The organism is Bacillus cereus group sp. BfR-BA-01349 (genome assembly GCF_022663795.1).
Taxonomy (GTDB): Bacteria; Bacillota; Bacilli; order Bacillales; family Bacillaceae_G; genus Bacillus_A; species Bacillus_A cereus.
Window position 1 is genome coordinate 1 of the sequence record NZ_JAKUGE010000017.1, and the last position, 16,277, is coordinate 16,277.

The window sequence follows — 16,277 nt, forward strand, 5'->3', positions numbered from 1 at the left end:
CTTTTATTTTATCTTTTGAAGAAAATTTAGCCATAAAAAATGCACCTCCAATTGTTAGTTATGTGTCTAACAATTGGGGTGCACTTCATACGTGAAGTCTGTTTCCTCATTCTTTTATTTTTGTAAATCTGCCCATTTTAAACTTGTAGCTGGACCAAATTGATGTACATATAAATCTTTCACATATGGTTTTTGTAAGTATGATAATCCGCGCTGGAATACCGGTGCAATTACTGCATCATCAAGTAGCATTTTTTCAGCATCTTGCATTGCTTTCCAGCGAGCCTTTTCATCATTACCTAATTCTGTTTTAATCTTCTTAATTAATGCATCATATTCTGGATTTGCATATTCTGTATTATTGACGCTACTTCCAGAAAGGAATACTTCTAAGTAAGTCATTGGATCCGGATAATCTGGTAACCAGCGTGATAACGACATTTCATATTCTTTCTTCTTCTCAAGTGCTAATTTTTGCGTATGTGGTTGTAATTTCACATTCACTTTTAATCCTGGTAAGTTTTTCTCAAGCTGCTCTTTAATGTACTCTCCAACTTTTTTAAAGTTTTCTAAGTCATAATTTAATAATTCTAACGTCACTTCATTTGTACCTGTCTCTTGTTTCGCTTTCTCCCAATATTCCTTCGCCTGTTTTACATTTGTCTTATTAAACTCGCCAGCCGTACTTCTAAAATCTTTCTGATCTGGGCCCTTTAAAAATCCTTTTGGTACGTAATAGTTTGCTGCAACCGATCCATCATTTAAAAATGAATCTGCGAGTCCCTTCTTATCAAAAACTGTACTTAGCGCAAGACGTGCATTTTTATTTTTAAGAATTGGTACATTTTCATTAAATCGGAAGAAGTACATAACTGGATCTGTATATTGTTTTAGCTCTTTATTATTTTTATATTTATCTACGAATTCTGTAGAAATAACAGCTCTATCAACTTTATCTGTTTCATATAAATTTACCGCAGTTGAAATTTCTTTTACAATTTGATAGTTTACTTCATCTAACTTCACTTCTTTTTTATCCCAATACTTATCGTTTTTCTTCATTGTAAAGCTAGCTTCATGCTTCCACTCTGATAATGTAAACGGTCCATTATATACCGCTTTATTTGCTTCTAAGCCGTATTTATCACCTTGCTCTTTCGCATATTTTTCGTTAATTGGATAGAAGGATGGTAAAATTAATAATTTCGTAAAATACGGTACAGGGTGTTCTAGCTCTACGACGAATGTTTTATCATCCTTCGCTTTTACTCCTAATTCATCTAGACCTAGTTGTTTTTTATTTATCTTCTCAGCATTTTTTACATCGTACGCAATGTATGCATATTGAGAAGCTGTATCTGGATTAATCAATTGCTTCCAAGCGTATACGTAATCATGAGCGGTTACTGGATCTCCGTTAGACCATTTCGCATCACGCAATTGGAATGTATATGTCTTTCCATCTTTACTCACTTCATATTTTTGTGCGCCGGCTTCAATTACTTCATCATTTTTCGATAGACGGAATAGTCTTTCCATTACGTTATTCAAAACGTTAAACGAGACTGCATCTGTTACTTTCCCTGAATTTAACGACGGAATTTCACCCGTTTCTAGTAACTGTAATACTTTCTTCTCATCTTTCGGCTTTGTTGCAGTTTTTTCTTTTGCGCAACCAACTAAAAATGAAGAAACTAATAGAGTACTAACTAATGAGTAACGAACAACTTTTTTCATTTAAAAACCCCCTCTATTTTTAAGGTAAGTAACGACGAGCACCAGCGTATTCTTCTATATATCCTGGTGTATTTAGCGGTATAATCTCTACCGATCTTTCAGCTCTTGGTGAGTGAATCATATTGCCATCACCAATATACATTGCAACGTGATGGACACTACCTTTCCCTTGATCATGTGCAAAGAAAATTAAATCACCTTTTTGTAGATTTTCTTTATCAACTGCAACTCCTGCTCTTGATTGCGGTCCAGAATCTCGCGGAATTGTAATGCCGTGCGATTTGTAGATTGTATGCGTGAAGCCAGAGCAATCAAATCCAAAACCGCTTGTACCAGCCCATATATACGGTAATCCTAAAAACATTTTCCCTGTGTTAATTAAATCATCAGCCGCCGGAGTTGGAATATCAGTTTGAGATTGGTAAACTGTTCCATCATTTTTACGTATCCATGCTTTTTGACCATTTGGCAACAATACACGGTATGAAATTGTGTCTTCACTTAATAGCGGCAGTCTTGTATTATAACTGACTTCAAGTGATTTATGTTTTTCAGAAGGGTTTATATATAAAATCGCTGTTGGTTTGGTTATTAAGACAAAAGGTTCATTTGTTTTATCTGCAAATTCTTGATTATATGTTAATTGTTTTTCAGGTATCCAGCCCGGATAACCTTCTTCATTTCGTGGTGTTGGCTGTCCATGCACTAATACCTTCACCCATTCGCCTTTCTTATCAATAACAGTTACTTCTTGACCGAGTAACGCTTGTGTTTCTAATTTATTTGCATTTGTTAACCATAGTTTCTCGTCAAGTGTCATTGATTTCGTCCATTTCCATAGATCCACTGGATTTGTTGCACTCGGTGTATCGATTGGCCTTAATGAATCAGGTACTGTCCATAACGTTGCAGCAGATACATCTATAAATGCTTTATTATCCTTCTTTTCTTCAGCATTTGCCGATGTAAACGATGAAAATATAAATAAAGTTGTTAAAAATACAGTTCCTACTTTTTTCATATTTATCCCCCTTAAAAGATAGTTTACTAGTCTCTTCTCCTAAAACTTACTATTCACTGCCGATTGAAGGTTTATCTTTGATCCAGAATAAGTCATTCCTTCTGGCTCTTCCATTAACCAAAGCGGTGCATCAAGATCAAAATAATGAATATTAGGATGCGCTGCCGCTAAATGCGCAACAGCACTAACGGAAAGTGAAGACTCCATCATGCTGCCCACCATACACTTCACACCAGCTGTTTCTGCGATATCTGCAATACGCCATGCTTCACGTATGCCACCACACTTCATTAATTTAATATTAATGAAGTCTGCATATCTTCCTTGAACGAGCTTTAATGCGTCACTTGCCGAAAATATACTTTCATCGGCCATAATTGGCGTTTGCACACGATCTTTGACGTACTTTAACCCATCCAAATCTTTCGCGTGTACTGGTTGTTCAATAAATTCTATATTTAAATTACGATTTTCCATCTCTTGAATGATAGAGACCGCTTCTTTTGGACTCCAACCTTGATTCGCATCTAAACGTAATGTCGTATTTCTTGGTACCACATTTCGAATTGCCTCAATACGTTCCAAATCTAAATGCGCCTCTTTACCCACTTTAATCTTTAATGTTTGAAATCCTTTTTCTATATGTTTCTTCGCTTCTTTTGCCATTAATACAGGTTCATCCACACTCACTGTAATATCGGTAGGAATTTTTTTCTTCCCGCCTAACAATGCATATAACGGCACATTTTGATATTGGCAATATACATCAAATAAAGCGATATCTACCGCTGCTTTCGCACTTGAATTTCCAATACAACTCATTTGAATGTCCTGTAATAACTGCTGAAACTGAATGATATTTTGACCAATTAAACATGAACGCATCGGTCCTAAAATCGCTTCTTCTATTCCGCTGGTGAAATCCCCCGTAATAACTGGCGTTGCGGCTGCAGCCCCCTTACCAATCACTCCTTCGTCTGTATGAATATAAACATCTATACTTTCAATTTCTGTTACAGTACGAAGTGCGGTTTTAAACGGTGTATGCAGTTTTACACGTCTACGATTTACTTTTACATCTATAATTTTCATTTTGTTCATCCTTTCGTTCCCCAATGAAGTGAAATCTTAATCCACCGGAGATTTATACCCACGAATTATTAGGTAAACCCATTGGACATTTACTCTTCTATCACTCTACTTTGTTTTCGTTTACTTTTGATGTAGAACGATAATGTGAAATAAAAAAATCCAGCCATAAGAATGATTCTTACGGCTGGATTTTGTCTATGATTGAGTAGACAAAGCAGCAATCTGATTATATTTTTTCTGTGCATCTTTTAGCGCTACAAGTAACGCTTTTTGAGAAGAACCGAAATATCGGTTCTTTACTTCCATTACTAATGCCGGGTCATTTATATTTTTATGTAGAAATAAATATTTAACAAATTGAGATGTTAATGCAATTGTCGCTGAGCAGTCTGCATCTACAATTTCCCCTGTATCCTTAACAAGTATAAATGCTACAAAATAGCTTTTAAACTTTTCAGTAATGGGATTATTTTGAGGTGCTTTCGCATCCCCTACGATATAAATTGTATTTGAAGCGTACACAGCTATCTTCCTTTCTTATACGAGGATAACGGGTTTCTTAATAGTCGTATGAGCGAGGAACTCAACGTTGATTAAAAAATGTATCCGCTTACCTTGTATTATAATATAATTGACAGAATTTTAACAACATTTATTTCAGTGCATATTCCATATTTATGAAAATAGCTTAAACTCTTCATTTCTACAATATGTGATTGTTCCTTGTACCATGACATTCATACATAAAAAACTGCACCCCCAATTGTTAGACGGCGTCTAACAATTGGGGGTGCAGTTCAATAGCTAACTGTTTTTTATTACTTTGGCATCACAAATATAGTTTCATTTGACTTAGAAAATTGATACTCTTTTCTCGCTAACTTCAAAATTTCTTCCTCATCGTCTGTTAAATTTTCTATGTTAGTCTTTAAAGAATCTTTATCTTTCTTTAAAGATACTAATTGTTTCTTTTGATCCGTAATCGTATCTTTCTTTTTATCAATTACTTCTTGTTGTTTCGTTAAAATATATTGAACATATAGAGTAGTTGCCGCAATAAAAAGGACCATTAAAATAAGTCGCCTTAACTTCTTTTTATTTACCCTACGCTTGTCACTAGGTTGTGATAATTGCTCTGGTATATTAGGAACATTTACTCGCTCGAGTTTCCTCATTCAAATCCCCCTAACCCATATTTTTCACTACCATCGGCACGTTTTCTTACTAAACTAAATTCTATTCTTATAAAATAAACTCCTTCACAAAAATATCCCATAAATTAACCAATTAAAGATAGCATTCGACGACATTTCCATATTTACACCGATTTTTTTTATACATGCTGCTATAAAATAGTAGTTTCTGTAATTCTTTTTCTACTATTGTAGAAGAGTTTTTTCACACACAAAATTCCTTCCCCACATATCCATGTTATAACATGCTTACAAGGAGGGGGAATATGCATTACCGCACATTAGGTAAAACTGGAATAACTGTTTCTGAAATAGGTTTTGGCGCATGGGCAATCGGTGGTGATGAATGGGGACCTGTTAACGATAAACAATCTATAACCGCTATAAAAAAAGCAATTGAATGTGGTGTGAATTTTATTGATACTGCGGATGTGTATGGTTTAGGACATAGTGAAAAGTTGGTGGCTACCGCGATTAAAGGACATCGTAATGATATTATCCTATCAACAAAAGGTGGTTTAATCGGACATCACTACGACCCTAATGGAGTTCCTGTATATGATACTCCCGAAAAAATCATCGCCGTATTCGAAACAAGTTTACAACGTCTTCAAACAGATTATATTGATCTTTATTTTTGTCATATTTGGTGGCATAATCGTAGAGAAATAGAAGCATTTCTACGTGCATTTGACATATTAAAACGTGATGGCAAAGTAAGAGCAGTCGGTGTTTCGACTCATGATTTACAATACATTCATCATTTCAATAACAACAACGAAATTGATATCGTACAACTTGATTACAATATATTAAATCGAAAACCGGAAAAAGATATATTACCATTCTTACAAGAGAAAAATCTAGGAGCTGTTATTCGTGGTCCATTAAAAATGGGCATTTTAACTGGAAAATTCACAAATAAAACAATTTTTCCAGATGGAGATTTACGCAAAGATTGGCCAAATGAAACTTGGTTTCAAGAAGACTTACAAACCGTAGAGAAACTTCGGTTGCTCTCAAATAAAAATCAGACCCTAGGGCAACTTGCACTTCGCTATGTACTCTCTCATCCGGCAGTAAGTGTTGTAATTCCTGGTGCAAAAACAGGAACACAAGCACAAGAAAATGCAAATGCATCTGTTCGCCCTATTTTGAGTGATGAAGAGCTTAACTATATTCATTCAATATAAAAAGCCCAATCCGGGCTTTTTATATTGGCAAACTAATATCATACTCCATTCGCTTCGCTGTGTCCTCCGCAACATGCACACCTAACAAGTTTTTCACAATATGAAATGCCATATTAATTCCAGCTGAAATTCCGGCAGATGTTATAATATGTCCTTCATCTACAAACTTTACATTTTCTATAACTTCAACATTTTGAAACTCATTTTTAAACTTTTCAATACTAGCCCAATGTGTTGTTGCTTTTAAACCTTCCAGTAAACCTGCTTTCGCCAGTAATAGCGCTCCTGTACAAACTGAAGTCATCAGCTTTACTTCTTTCATTTGTTGGCGAATCCATTTTATTACTATTTCATTTTTTATTTCATATTTTCTAGCACCTAGCCCACCTGGAATTATTAAAATATCCACTTATAATCTGGCTGTACCTTCAATCCATTCCTTGCTGTAATCATTTCCCCATTCTCGCTAACTGTATAAACAGTAAATGTTTTTTCTTCATTCACCTCAGTTACAGAAAAAACTTCAAATGGCCCTGCAAAGTCTAACACTTCTACTTCATTAAATAAAAATATACCAACACTCCATTTATTCATCATAAGTTCACTTCCTGTTTCAAATGATGTAAAAGGTGATTATATCCTTTTTCTAATGCAATATCATACGCTGTTTTCCCATCATTTTTCTTAATCATCTTATTAGCTCCATTTTTAAGGAGCAACATAATTATTTCTTCATTTCCTAATAATGCTGCTTCGTGGAGTCCTGTTCAGCCACCACTTTGCATAATATTTACATCTGATCCTTTTTCAATTAAGAAAGCGACAAGTTCACTTTGCTTGTTCGCAATTGCCGCTTGCAAAGGTGTATTTTCATTTTCGTTTTTCGCTCTACTATGTATATCTGCACCGCTTTCTAAAAGAAAACTCGCTATTTCTTTCTGTCCAAAATAAGCTGCTAAATGAAGTGGTGTCCAGCCATCTTCACTACATTCGTTAACAATACTTGGACTCGCCTTTATAAACTTCACTACTTTTTCCTTATTACCACTTATAACAGCTTGTGCTATTGATTGTAAATGCTCCATAATAATCTCCCATCCTTCAAAATATTTAAGCATCTCCTTCTACATGTTCTATTAATTATTATATTTTCCTTTTAAAATCTTAAGTTTACATAATAATATTATATATATTACTTTTTTGTGCTTAATGCTGAATAGCAATAATGTTAAAAATACTACCTTTAAACAATGAAGACCATGATTTCATTAGAGTTACTGAAAAAGCAAGCAAAAAACTATACACATAGTTTTCATCATATTTGTTCAGTTGCATGAACTAAAACAGGTAATGTTTATTCTGCTATTTATGCTTTCAACATATCAAATAATATTATTCCAATAAAAAAACAATCCATTTTTAAAATGGATTGTTTTTTTATTTCTGTTTTATGCGGTTTATTTTATTTTTGTATTTTCAATGATGAAATAATTACATTTACAAAAATGAAACGCTACTATCTTAGCCCCTCTTATAGTAAGTTTTTCGTTTGAAAACAAAAATACAATTTCACCTTACGATTGAAAAAACATATGTAAAAGTTTCTAAAACAGCTGCCTTATCATACTAATCTATAGCAATTCTGTCTTCTTCCCTTACCTGTTTCCTTTAACACATACGATTTTAAAACTAGCGCCGTTAATGAATCTGTTAATGTTTTATATGATAAATTTGATAATGCCAATAGATCGTTCGTATATAACATTCTATGCTTCTCTAATAATAATAGTACTAATCGTTCAGACGGTTTTAATGCCTCATCACTTTCTAGTATAAAGTCTATATTTTTCATTTCTCTAATTATTACTCCTTATATAAAAAAATACTTTAGACGCTTATTTAATATAAAAATAATACATAACAAAATTATAAATATATTAAAATAGCACCATCTAAAAACACTATTATACTATAACATAGAAGTAGTGTTTACCCAAATAGGAAATGCTTTTTTATATCGCTTATAACATTTTTGCAAACCTACATAATATTTTGTACCATTACCCGCCAAGTTTTCTTCTAATTTTGCTGGTCATCCCGATGTATTTGTAATCAATGAAGTTCTTCTAAATTTATAAACAAATAAAAAACGGTTCGTCTATCATGCCCTAAACATGAATGACAACCGTTTTCCAGCTTCTTCTTAATTAACATGTTCTATCTTAAATATTTCTTGCAATATGCGGCTTACTGTAATGACTTGTTTCACCGCCACCTACTACTACTTTACCGCCTTTTTCGAAAATTAATAATTTACTTGAACCATCTGCAAGAAGCACTATTACTTCAGCATTATTACTTGTTGCTACATAAATTACATAACCACTCTTTGATATACAAGTTTCCCAATTCGAATCAAATTCTGATCTTACTACACGATTTGAATACACTTGATTTTCAATTCTATCTTGTTCTACGTTTTCCAAATTGATTCCTCCCACTTCACTAAAATAGCATTTATAGGAAAATAACAGCCCTATATAAAATAGTAGCCGACTTTAACATAAATAGTATGTGTAATTAGTAGGAGAATGCTTGGACAACGAAAACGAAATAGACTTCAAAAATTTCACAATTGAAACTTCTCTTTAATCATTTCCGCTACTTCTTTTGCACTCAAATACGTGTTATTAATTTTTATATACTCTTCTTTTTCAATTTCACCATGAAGAGAGTTTAATCTATGCTTTTTCATCGTTTCTTTCAAATTATTTTCAGACCACTCAATATCTCTTTTTTTCGGTTTATGTTCTAATCTATTCGGGCTTTTATTTCGTTCTAATCTTTCATCTAATTCCGCTTCCAGCTCTACAAAATACACTGTCCCACCTTTTGATTCAAAAATACTTTCTACATGATGTATATAATTCCAATCCGCTTGGAGGTCAAATGCCCATATATACGTAAAAATCATTCCAGATAAATCACTTTTAGATACTTCTTCAAATATTTCATTACGAAATAAACTTACTAGTCTTTTTGCTTCTTTCGTACTGTAATCAAAAATTGGACTTACTAAATCAATTGTCATGTGGTTATGAAAAAGTTTGAAACCGGTTAATGTTGCTAATTCTTGCCCCACTGTCATTTTTCCAACTGCTTGTGGGCCAAATATTAATATAAGTTTCATTTATTTCCCTCCAATCTTTCTCTATAAACCATTACATAAAATTAAAAATAAGGCAGCCGATTTTAAATCGATTGCCTTATTTTTTATTCATAGTTTTAGTTCTATTCTTTTCGCATAGCTTCAAAAGTAATCATTTGATTTGCATTTGACGGTTCTTTTTCATAATCATATTCAGCAGAGCAAGTAATGTTAGAGAAACCTATACTTTCTAACAGAAGTTTAAACTCTTCTATTCCACACCAACGTACCGCAAAGCGTTGTAGTTCTGTTTGTACTAACTGTCCTTTACTCCACTTTTCATATTTCAAATATGATACAGTAACTTGGTTCAGCCAATCTATTTCAATTGATTTATTTTCTAATGTGATTCCGTCTCCACTCGGCAAAGAGAAAGTCGATGTATGAATTTCCCCAGTCTTCCAGTCATGCGGAAGCATAATATCTACGATTAATCGTCCATCTGGATTAAGATGTTCATAAAAACATTTCAATGCATTTATAGAATCCACACGATTTTCAATTAAACAAAAAGATCCAGTAGGAATGATAATTGCGTCATATTTATGCGGAAGTGAAAATTGTTGCAAGCTTCCTTCATATAAATTAGGATGTAAGCCTCTCTCTTTACAGCGCTTACGGCAAGAATCTAGCATTTCAGGTGAATAATCTATCCCATCCACTTTAAAACCAGCCTCTAGAAGCGGAATGATGACACGCCCTGAACCTACTGCAGCTTCGAGGATTCTTCCTCTACAATCTTTTAAACGTTCTTTGTAATACTCAATATCACCATTTAAAGAATAACCGACTGGTTTTGTGTAATCATACAGTTCCGTACAAAGTGTACTATAAAAGCTAAACATTTATTTTCTCCTCCGTTTTTACGTACGGAAGATTTCAATTCAACTAATCTTCCTGTACCTCTAATTTTAATGATATTTCGAAAGAGCTGACTGTCATAATATATCACTCACTTTCCATAGAATATAATGATATTGTATTACATAACCTTCCAATTTGAAATATAAAAATTAAAAATTCAGACTACAAATTAAAGAGCTTACTTTAGTAAGTTCTTTAGAAAAAATATTTATTTCACAATCGGCAATGTCACTTCACTTAATTTCACTGTAAGTTTCGTGCCAGCTTTCGGTCTAATTGTATAATCATAATCACTTGCAATTAAAACAACTCCGATTTGATGCCCCACTTTAAATACATAATCATCTGGCTGCATGTCCCATGTAAATGTATAATCTTTGCCCGGTTGAATCGCTGTTGAATTTTCTATACTCTTTAAGTTTTGTGGATCCATCCAGCCTCTCGTTACGATTTCCGGCTTCGCTCCTCCATAGTCAACAAGTAATGCTGTTAAATTTGATACAGATCGATCAATATTTCCTGTAATTGAAATCTTTGGTGTACCACTTATACGCGTATCTTTTTGCAGTACAGGCATTGTATATACTAATCGATTTGCTACTTCTAATTCTGGGTTTGCTACTAATTGGTTTGATTTCATTTGTGCATCATCTAAGACTGAGAAAACTTTATTAGCCGCTCCCATACTTAATGGTAAATTGACTGATTTATTACTTAAATACATACGGATTTTTGAAGGTACAGCCGCTGGATCTGGCCAATTTTTTATCTTTTGCCACGTTTTATTTTCTCGTTGCACATCAACCATTGGTTCATCCATAATTCCATTTTCAATTCCGTACAACCAATAATCTAACCATTTATTTTGTGTTTGCTGCCAGTTATTACTTGATGTCCCACCATGACCACCTTGGTGTAGCCACATTTTACGAGGAACATTATTTTCCGCAAGTGCTTCCCACCATTGCGCGAACTGTTTCGTCTTAACATTCCAATCGTTTAAACCATGAACAACAAATACACTCGCTTTTACATTTTTAGCATCTTTTACATAGTTACGTTTATCCCAAAAATCATTATAATTACCTGTTTTTCGGTCTTGTCCAGCCGTTAATTCTTTTATAACTTGTCCGCAAACTTCAGGATTTTCCCTTGTCAGTACTGCTTCTGCCATATTATCTGTATCTTCTCCTTGATATCCGCCTGGAGCAATGACTGCACCATTTGCACGATAATAATCATACCAACTACTAATTGCTGCGATTGGAACAATTGTTTTTAAACCTTCGACTCCAGTAGTCGCAACAGCATTTGGTAAAGTACCATTATAGGAAACTCCAGTCATACCTACATTTCCTGTAGACCAATTTGCCTGAACTTCCTCACCCTGTTCTGTAAATGCTTTCGCGCGACCGTTTACCCAATCAATAACAGATTTTGTCCCGAGTATCTCTTGTTCATCTCCAGTTGTAGGGCATCCATCTGATTTTCCAGTACCGATACTTTCGCCTAGAATAACTGCATAACCTCTTGGCACGTAATAGTTCCCATACGAACCAAGATTAACCGCTCCATACGGTTTTCCTTCATACGCATACAATTCTTCATCTACATTATATACAGGAACATCTTTTAATCCAGATCGATATGGACTCATTTCATAAATAACAGGAACTTTCACATTCGGATCTGTCTTTGGACGCATAACTTTTATCGATACTCTATCTTTCTTACCGTCTCGATCACTATCAACTTCTGTCTCTACATATAAATTTTCGATAATAGCTTCATCGAGAGAATAAATCGGCTTTGTCATCCCATTTTCTAATTCAATTTTCGTATTTTTAATCTCTTCCTTCTTCTCTGCATGCACATTCATAGTAAAGCTAGGTATAATTGTTGCAGATAGCATTGCTGACAGTGTAATTGCCATTTTCTTTTTACTCAAAATGTTCCCTCCCCTTATTCGTTCTCTTTTACTATATAACAAAATAACTGAAAATTCAGTTTTATTTTTATATAAAAGTTGAGAAACTCAAAGATTTCTTATTAAGTAAAATTTAATGCAGGTATGAAAGTATTTTCCCGCTTCCTCCTTCTTTATAAAGTAAAACTTTAATCAGCCCTCACCAATTGGGCGTTTACGAGCAGCAGGGCCACTTCTTTGCTTTCGCTGAATTTTGAGGTGGGGTCTTACTGCCCGGCAAATAGCGGGATAAATAGAGAAAAAGACAACCGATATTTCTATCGCTTGCCTTACATTCCATTTATTATTTTTCTAACTCTTTAAAGGTATCTTTCAAGTCTTTATCAGATACCTTTATATCTGCATTTTTAAGCAGTTCTCTAGTAACTTGTTGATGGAATTGAGGATCTTGTATACGTTGCTGTTCTAATTCTTTACGAATATTCTCTTTCTCTTCCTCATACGGTTTAAGCTCTTTTTTATCCGTTAGCTTAATAATATGATATCCGAAAGAAGATTTAACAGGTTCACTCAATTGACCAACTTCTAACTTATACGCAGCATCCTCAAATTCTTTCACCATCATACCAGGTCCAAATTCAGATAGTTCCCCACCTTTTTCTTTAGAACCTGGATCCTCTGAATATTGTTTAGCCAATGCCGCGAAATCTTCGCCACTATTTAATTTTTCTTTAATTTCTTTTGCTGTCTTTTCATCTTTTACTAAAATATGGCTAACTTGAAGCTTTGGCTTATAATGATCTTTAATATCTTTTTCCGTTACGGTTGCTTTAATAGCTTTTTCAAAAGCAAAAGTAAGCTTTAATTTCTCTTTCAACTGATCTTCATTTTTCACACCATTAGATTCCATATATGTATTAAAATTATCGCCCATCTTGTCTTTTAATTCTTTTAGTTGTTTCGTTACCTCTTCATCCGTAACTTTATATTTATCATTTAATACTTTTTCTACTACCATTTCAGATAAATTCTGTTTACCGTAGTTTTCTTTTAATTTTTTGTTAAAATCACTTTCTGAAATGCTTCCTGATTTTGTCGTTACAATATTATCTGATGAACCACATGCAGATAAAGATAACGTCATACCCATTAAAATGCTACCAATTACTAATTTCTTTCTTTTCAAATCTGAATACCTCACTTCATTAAATTCAAATATAACTATGTAAATATAACGTTTTCCTGTGAACTTCACGTGAATTTAATGAAAGTAGAACATTTGCTAATTCTCTATTTAATACATCAATTTTGAAAATTATGGTGATTCATCCTGTATCGCTAATCTCTAAAGCTGCAAAAAGGACTAATATTTTCATTAGTCCTTTTTCACATTTATATAAAATTGAATTTCTCTATCTATAGAGGAAACTCCATATTCAAAACCATGCCTTTCTAAAATACTTTTCACTATCGCTAGACCTAATCCTGTACCTGATTTTTCTTTACTACGAGAAGATTCTAGTACATAAAAAGGCTCCCAAATTTTCTCGATATCCTTAATTTTATCCGTAGGAATGCCATTTTTTATTTGGAAATATATACTTTTATTTCTATCTTCTAATGTAATTATTATGTTTTGATTTGCTGTATATTTTATCGCATTAGAAATTAAATTTTGAAACACCATTCTCATTTTATTTAAATCTGCATAAACGATTGTATCGCCCGCATTACAATTTACTTGCAAGTTAATTTCTTTCGAATCCAGTTCAATCTGATGCTTATCTAATATACTCTGGACCAGTGGTTCAATGGGGAATTCTTCTTTTTGTAAAATATCTCTTTCTAGTTTAGAAAATCGTAATAGTTCTTCAATTAAGTTTGATATTTGATCTGTTTGTTTAATAATTGTATCTACATAAGTCCCATCATCTAATCCATCTTTAATCCCCATAGAGTATGCTTTTACTAATGCAATCGGTGTCTTTAATTCATGCGTTACATCACCCATAAATCGTTTTAAATGTTCATTACGATCAGTTAAGTCTTGATGTGCTTCATGTAGTTTTTCACTCATGATATTAATACTATTGGCCAACTCTCCTATTTCATCATTCGTTTTCACTTTCGTTCTTTTAAACTGCAAATGTGAAATATCCTGAGCCACATCACTTAACTCTTTCAGTGGTGTCGTTATTATTTTTGAAAGTATCCACACAAGTAAAATAATAAGAAGGAGCGAGAAACATAGGATATATAAGTAAAATGTATTTAACGTATTTATAATTTCATTTGAATTCGCAATGGAAGTCCCAATTAAAATTATCGTATCATCTTTCGCAATATATTTAGCAAAAAAACTCGCTTTTACCTTTCCTTGATCGTACAGTTTATTCGATTGCCCTTCCGTCTTCACTTTCATAACTTCGTCTTTCGTAATCCAAAGCTTATTTAACGTTACTTTCTTTTTCGTAAGTTGCATGCGTAACGCGTCGTTCATAGCATCTTCTGACTGATTAATTGGCGTATACGCAATTGTAACATTATTTTCACTTTCAATTGTATGAATAACATCTTCTAAATCATTGACTAGCGCATTTTGTATTTGAGTTGTAAATTCATTTAAGTTTTCACGTGTTTTATAAATATTATATTTCGGCAGGAGAAAGTTAATTAATAATAAAGAAATTGTAAATATAAGAATAACGGTTAAAGAAATGCTGAGAAATAGCTTTTTCCCAAGTTTATTCACTTTGTTCCTCCAAACTATAACCCAGCCCACGATGCGTCTTAATAATATTTTCTCCAATTTTTTTACGCAGCCTTCTTACATGTGTATCAACCGTTCTCTCTTCTCCAAAATAGTCAAATCCCCATACAATGTCTAACAATTTTTTACGAGTTAAAATAGTTCCTTTATGATTTAAAAAGCATTTTATTAATTCGAGCTCTGTTTTTGTAATTTCTAACTCTATATCATTTTTATATACTTTATTTTTGGCGAAATTTATCTTTACATCTTGTACTTGAATAATATCATCATGCTGAATAAGTTTTTTCGCTCGTGTAATTAGTACTCCTGGATGAAATGGTTTTTTTACGTACTCATCTGCCCCACTTTGAAGCGCTGCTAATTCATCTTCACTTTCACTTTTCGCCGTAAGCATTAATACTTTTACGCTTGAATTCTTTTTTATTTCCTGACAGACAGTAATACCACTATGTTTCGGCATCATCCAATCCAAAATAGCTAAATCAATTTTTTCATCATAAAATATTTGAAGTGCTTCCTCTCCGTCTTTCGCTAATAATACTTCAAAGCCTTCTTTTTCAAAATAAGCTTTTAAAATCCTTAACATATCTTGTTCGTCATCTGCAATTAAAACTTTCATATTTTTTCCTCCATTGCCTTTAAACAAAAACCAATTGTATCATACAACATCTTTGTTACATGAATGTGACAGAAAAATATTTAAAGCTTTTGAGGGGATAGTAATGGTGAGGTGTTGTACTATGATAAAAAAAATCGGGGTCATTTCTCTTCTTCTATTTCTATTATCAACAAATGCGTTCGCAAATACAAATCAACAAATTGAAGTATTTGATTGTCAAAAAGAAATGGTCATTCAAAAACAATCTTTAGATCCAGTAATCCAAAAAGAAGCAGTTCAATACGCTAAATCAATTACTGGTCCATTTAAAAACTTAAATGTCGTTCCAAAAGATGGCTATATGATAAAAATCCCTTTATCTAAGCCGGTTTCTATTACTAATCAATGGTTACACACTACAATAGACGAAGTACTTATACTACTCCCACTAAAAGAAAAGCCTTATATTATGCTTTATGATGATGAAAATAATCCGCATTTTTATTATGTAAAAGGTAAACCAGGATTATTATTGAAACAAATGAAGGTTAAAACGTAATTGACTGAAAAGGAGTCACCTTATAAGCTAAATTTTAAAAGCTAAGGTGCTCTTTTTTATAATAACAATTTGGTAAATGAAATTATAAAAGTTGTTTCTAATATAAGGGTCG

The 16,277-nt window shown here is 33.1% G+C and carries 15 protein-coding genes and 2 pseudogenes; 2 read left to right on the top strand and 15 right to left on the bottom strand.

What is annotated here, in order from left to right; all coding sequences use genetic code 11:
• Positions 1-114: 114 nt before the first annotated feature.
• From MR169_RS11425 to MR169_RS11445, 5 genes are all read right to left on the bottom strand, one after another.
• A complete protein-coding gene (locus MR169_RS11425; RefSeq protein WP_242319420.1) occupies positions 115-1,737 on the bottom strand; it encodes a peptide ABC transporter substrate-binding protein in 1,623 nt (540 codons plus the stop codon).
• 19 nt (positions 1,738-1,756) lie between these two features.
• On the bottom strand, positions 1,757-2,758 hold the full coding sequence (locus tag MR169_RS11430; protein WP_242319421.1) for a C40 family peptidase: 1,002 nt from the start codon (positions 2,756-2,758) through the stop codon (positions 1,757-1,759).
• Positions 2,759-2,797: 39 nt separating this feature from the next.
• Positions 2,798-3,859, bottom strand: a complete 1,062-nt coding sequence (locus MR169_RS11435; RefSeq protein ID WP_242319422.1) for a dipeptide epimerase — start codon at positions 3,857-3,859, stop codon at positions 2,798-2,800.
• Positions 3,860-4,045: 186 nt separating this feature from the next.
• On the bottom strand, positions 4,046-4,372 hold the full coding sequence (locus MR169_RS11440) for a DUF3870 domain-containing protein (RefSeq protein ID WP_000271312.1): 327 nt from the start codon (positions 4,370-4,372) through the stop codon (positions 4,046-4,048).
• A 296-nt stretch (positions 4,373-4,668) separates the two neighbouring features.
• Positions 4,669-5,025, bottom strand: a complete 357-nt coding sequence (locus tag MR169_RS11445) for an FtsB family cell division protein (protein WP_001228374.1) — start codon at positions 5,023-5,025, stop codon at positions 4,669-4,671.
• A 284-nt stretch (positions 5,026-5,309) separates the two neighbouring features.
• Between MR169_RS11445 and MR169_RS11450 the strand changes: the two genes are divergently transcribed.
• Positions 5,310-6,236, top strand: coding sequence for an aldo/keto reductase (locus MR169_RS11450; RefSeq protein ID WP_016118074.1), 927 nt, complete (start codon positions 5,310-5,312; stop codon positions 6,234-6,236).
• 19 nt (positions 6,237-6,255) lie between these two features.
• Here the strand turns inward: MR169_RS11450 and MR169_RS11455 are convergent.
• The 10 genes and pseudogenes from MR169_RS11455 to MR169_RS11500 all read right to left on the bottom strand — a co-directional run bounded on the left by MR169_RS11455 (position 6,256) and on the right by MR169_RS11500 (position 15,627).
• Positions 6,256-6,833, bottom strand: a pseudogene (locus tag MR169_RS11455) (DJ-1/PfpI family protein).
• Positions 6,830-7,321 (bottom strand): annotated as a pseudogene (locus tag MR169_RS11460) (ankyrin repeat domain-containing protein). Before MR169_RS11460 ends, MR169_RS11455 begins: the two co-directional pseudogenes overlap by 4 nt.
• A 536-nt stretch (positions 7,322-7,857) precedes the next feature.
• Entirely contained in the window at positions 7,858-8,088 is a 231-nt protein-coding gene (locus MR169_RS11465; protein ID WP_000789031.1) for a hypothetical protein, read from the bottom strand.
• A gap of 370 nt (positions 8,089-8,458) precedes the next feature.
• The gene (locus MR169_RS11470) at positions 8,459-8,722 is read right to left on the bottom strand and encodes a hypothetical protein (protein ID WP_000432428.1); all 264 of its coding nucleotides are present in this window, start codon (positions 8,720-8,722) and stop codon (positions 8,459-8,461) included.
• Positions 8,723-8,865: 143 nt separating this feature from the next.
• The gene (locus tag MR169_RS11475; protein WP_061664951.1) at positions 8,866-9,426 is read right to left on the bottom strand and encodes an AAA family ATPase; all 561 of its coding nucleotides are present in this window, start codon (positions 9,424-9,426) and stop codon (positions 8,866-8,868) included.
• 101 nt (positions 9,427-9,527) lie between these two features.
• On the bottom strand, positions 9,528-10,289 hold the full coding sequence (locus MR169_RS11480) for a class I SAM-dependent methyltransferase (protein ID WP_000490908.1): 762 nt from the start codon (positions 10,287-10,289) through the stop codon (positions 9,528-9,530).
• 227 nt (positions 10,290-10,516) lie between these two features.
• The gene (locus MR169_RS11485; protein WP_137074807.1) at positions 10,517-12,256 is read right to left on the bottom strand and encodes a Xaa-Pro dipeptidyl-peptidase; all 1,740 of its coding nucleotides are present in this window, start codon (positions 12,254-12,256) and stop codon (positions 10,517-10,519) included.
• Positions 12,257-12,578: 322 nt separating this feature from the next.
• A complete protein-coding gene (locus MR169_RS11490; RefSeq protein ID WP_002103226.1) occupies positions 12,579-13,421 on the bottom strand; it encodes a peptidylprolyl isomerase PrsA in 843 nt (280 codons plus the stop codon).
• A gap of 189 nt (positions 13,422-13,610) precedes the next feature.
• Positions 13,611-14,987: a sensor histidine kinase gene (locus MR169_RS11495; RefSeq protein ID WP_061664950.1), complete on the bottom strand. Its 1,377-nt coding sequence runs from the start codon at positions 14,985-14,987 to the stop codon at positions 13,611-13,613.
• Positions 14,980-15,627, bottom strand: coding sequence for a response regulator transcription factor (locus MR169_RS11500; protein ID WP_000865979.1), 648 nt, complete (start codon positions 15,625-15,627; stop codon positions 14,980-14,982). The genes MR169_RS11495 and MR169_RS11500 overlap by 8 nt, the downstream gene beginning before the upstream one ends.
• Before the next feature lie 121 nt (positions 15,628-15,748).
• Between MR169_RS11500 and MR169_RS11505 the strand changes: the two genes are divergently transcribed.
• The gene (locus MR169_RS11505) at positions 15,749-16,165 is read left to right on the top strand and encodes a hypothetical protein (RefSeq protein WP_000591772.1); all 417 of its coding nucleotides are present in this window, start codon (positions 15,749-15,751) and stop codon (positions 16,163-16,165) included.
• The last annotated feature ends 112 nt before the right edge of the window (positions 16,166-16,277 follow it).

Bases quoted from the DNA above. Each gene is read 5' to 3' on its own strand.
- MR169_RS11425 (WP_242319420.1), bottom strand. From the start codon at position 1,737: ATGAAAAAAGTTGTTCGTTACTCATTAGTTAGTACTCTATTAGTTTCT.
- MR169_RS11430 (WP_242319421.1), bottom strand. From the start codon at position 2,758: ATGAAAAAAGTAGGAACTGTATTTTTAACAACTTTATTTATATTTTCA.
- MR169_RS11435 (WP_242319422.1), bottom strand. From the start codon at position 3,859: ATGAACAAAATGAAAATTATAGATGTAAAAGTAAATCGTAGACGTGTA.
- MR169_RS11445 (WP_001228374.1), bottom strand. From the start codon at position 5,025: ATGAGGAAACTCGAGCGAGTAAATGTTCCTAATATACCAGAGCAATTA.
- MR169_RS11450 (WP_016118074.1), top strand. From the start codon at position 5,310: ATGCATTACCGCACATTAGGTAAAACTGGAATAACTGTTTCTGAAATA.
- MR169_RS11465 (WP_000789031.1), bottom strand. From the start codon at position 8,088: ATGAAAAATATAGACTTTATACTAGAAAGTGATGAGGCATTAAAACCG.
- MR169_RS11475 (WP_061664951.1), bottom strand. From the start codon at position 9,426: ATGAAACTTATATTAATATTTGGCCCACAAGCAGTTGGAAAAATGACA.
- MR169_RS11480 (WP_000490908.1), bottom strand. From the start codon at position 10,289: ATGTTTAGCTTTTATAGTACACTTTGTACGGAACTGTATGATTACACA.
- MR169_RS11500 (WP_000865979.1), bottom strand. From the start codon at position 15,627: ATGAAAGTTTTAATTGCAGATGACGAACAAGATATGTTAAGGATTTTA.
- MR169_RS11505 (WP_000591772.1), top strand. From the start codon at position 15,749: ATGATAAAAAAAATCGGGGTCATTTCTCTTCTTCTATTTCTATTATCA.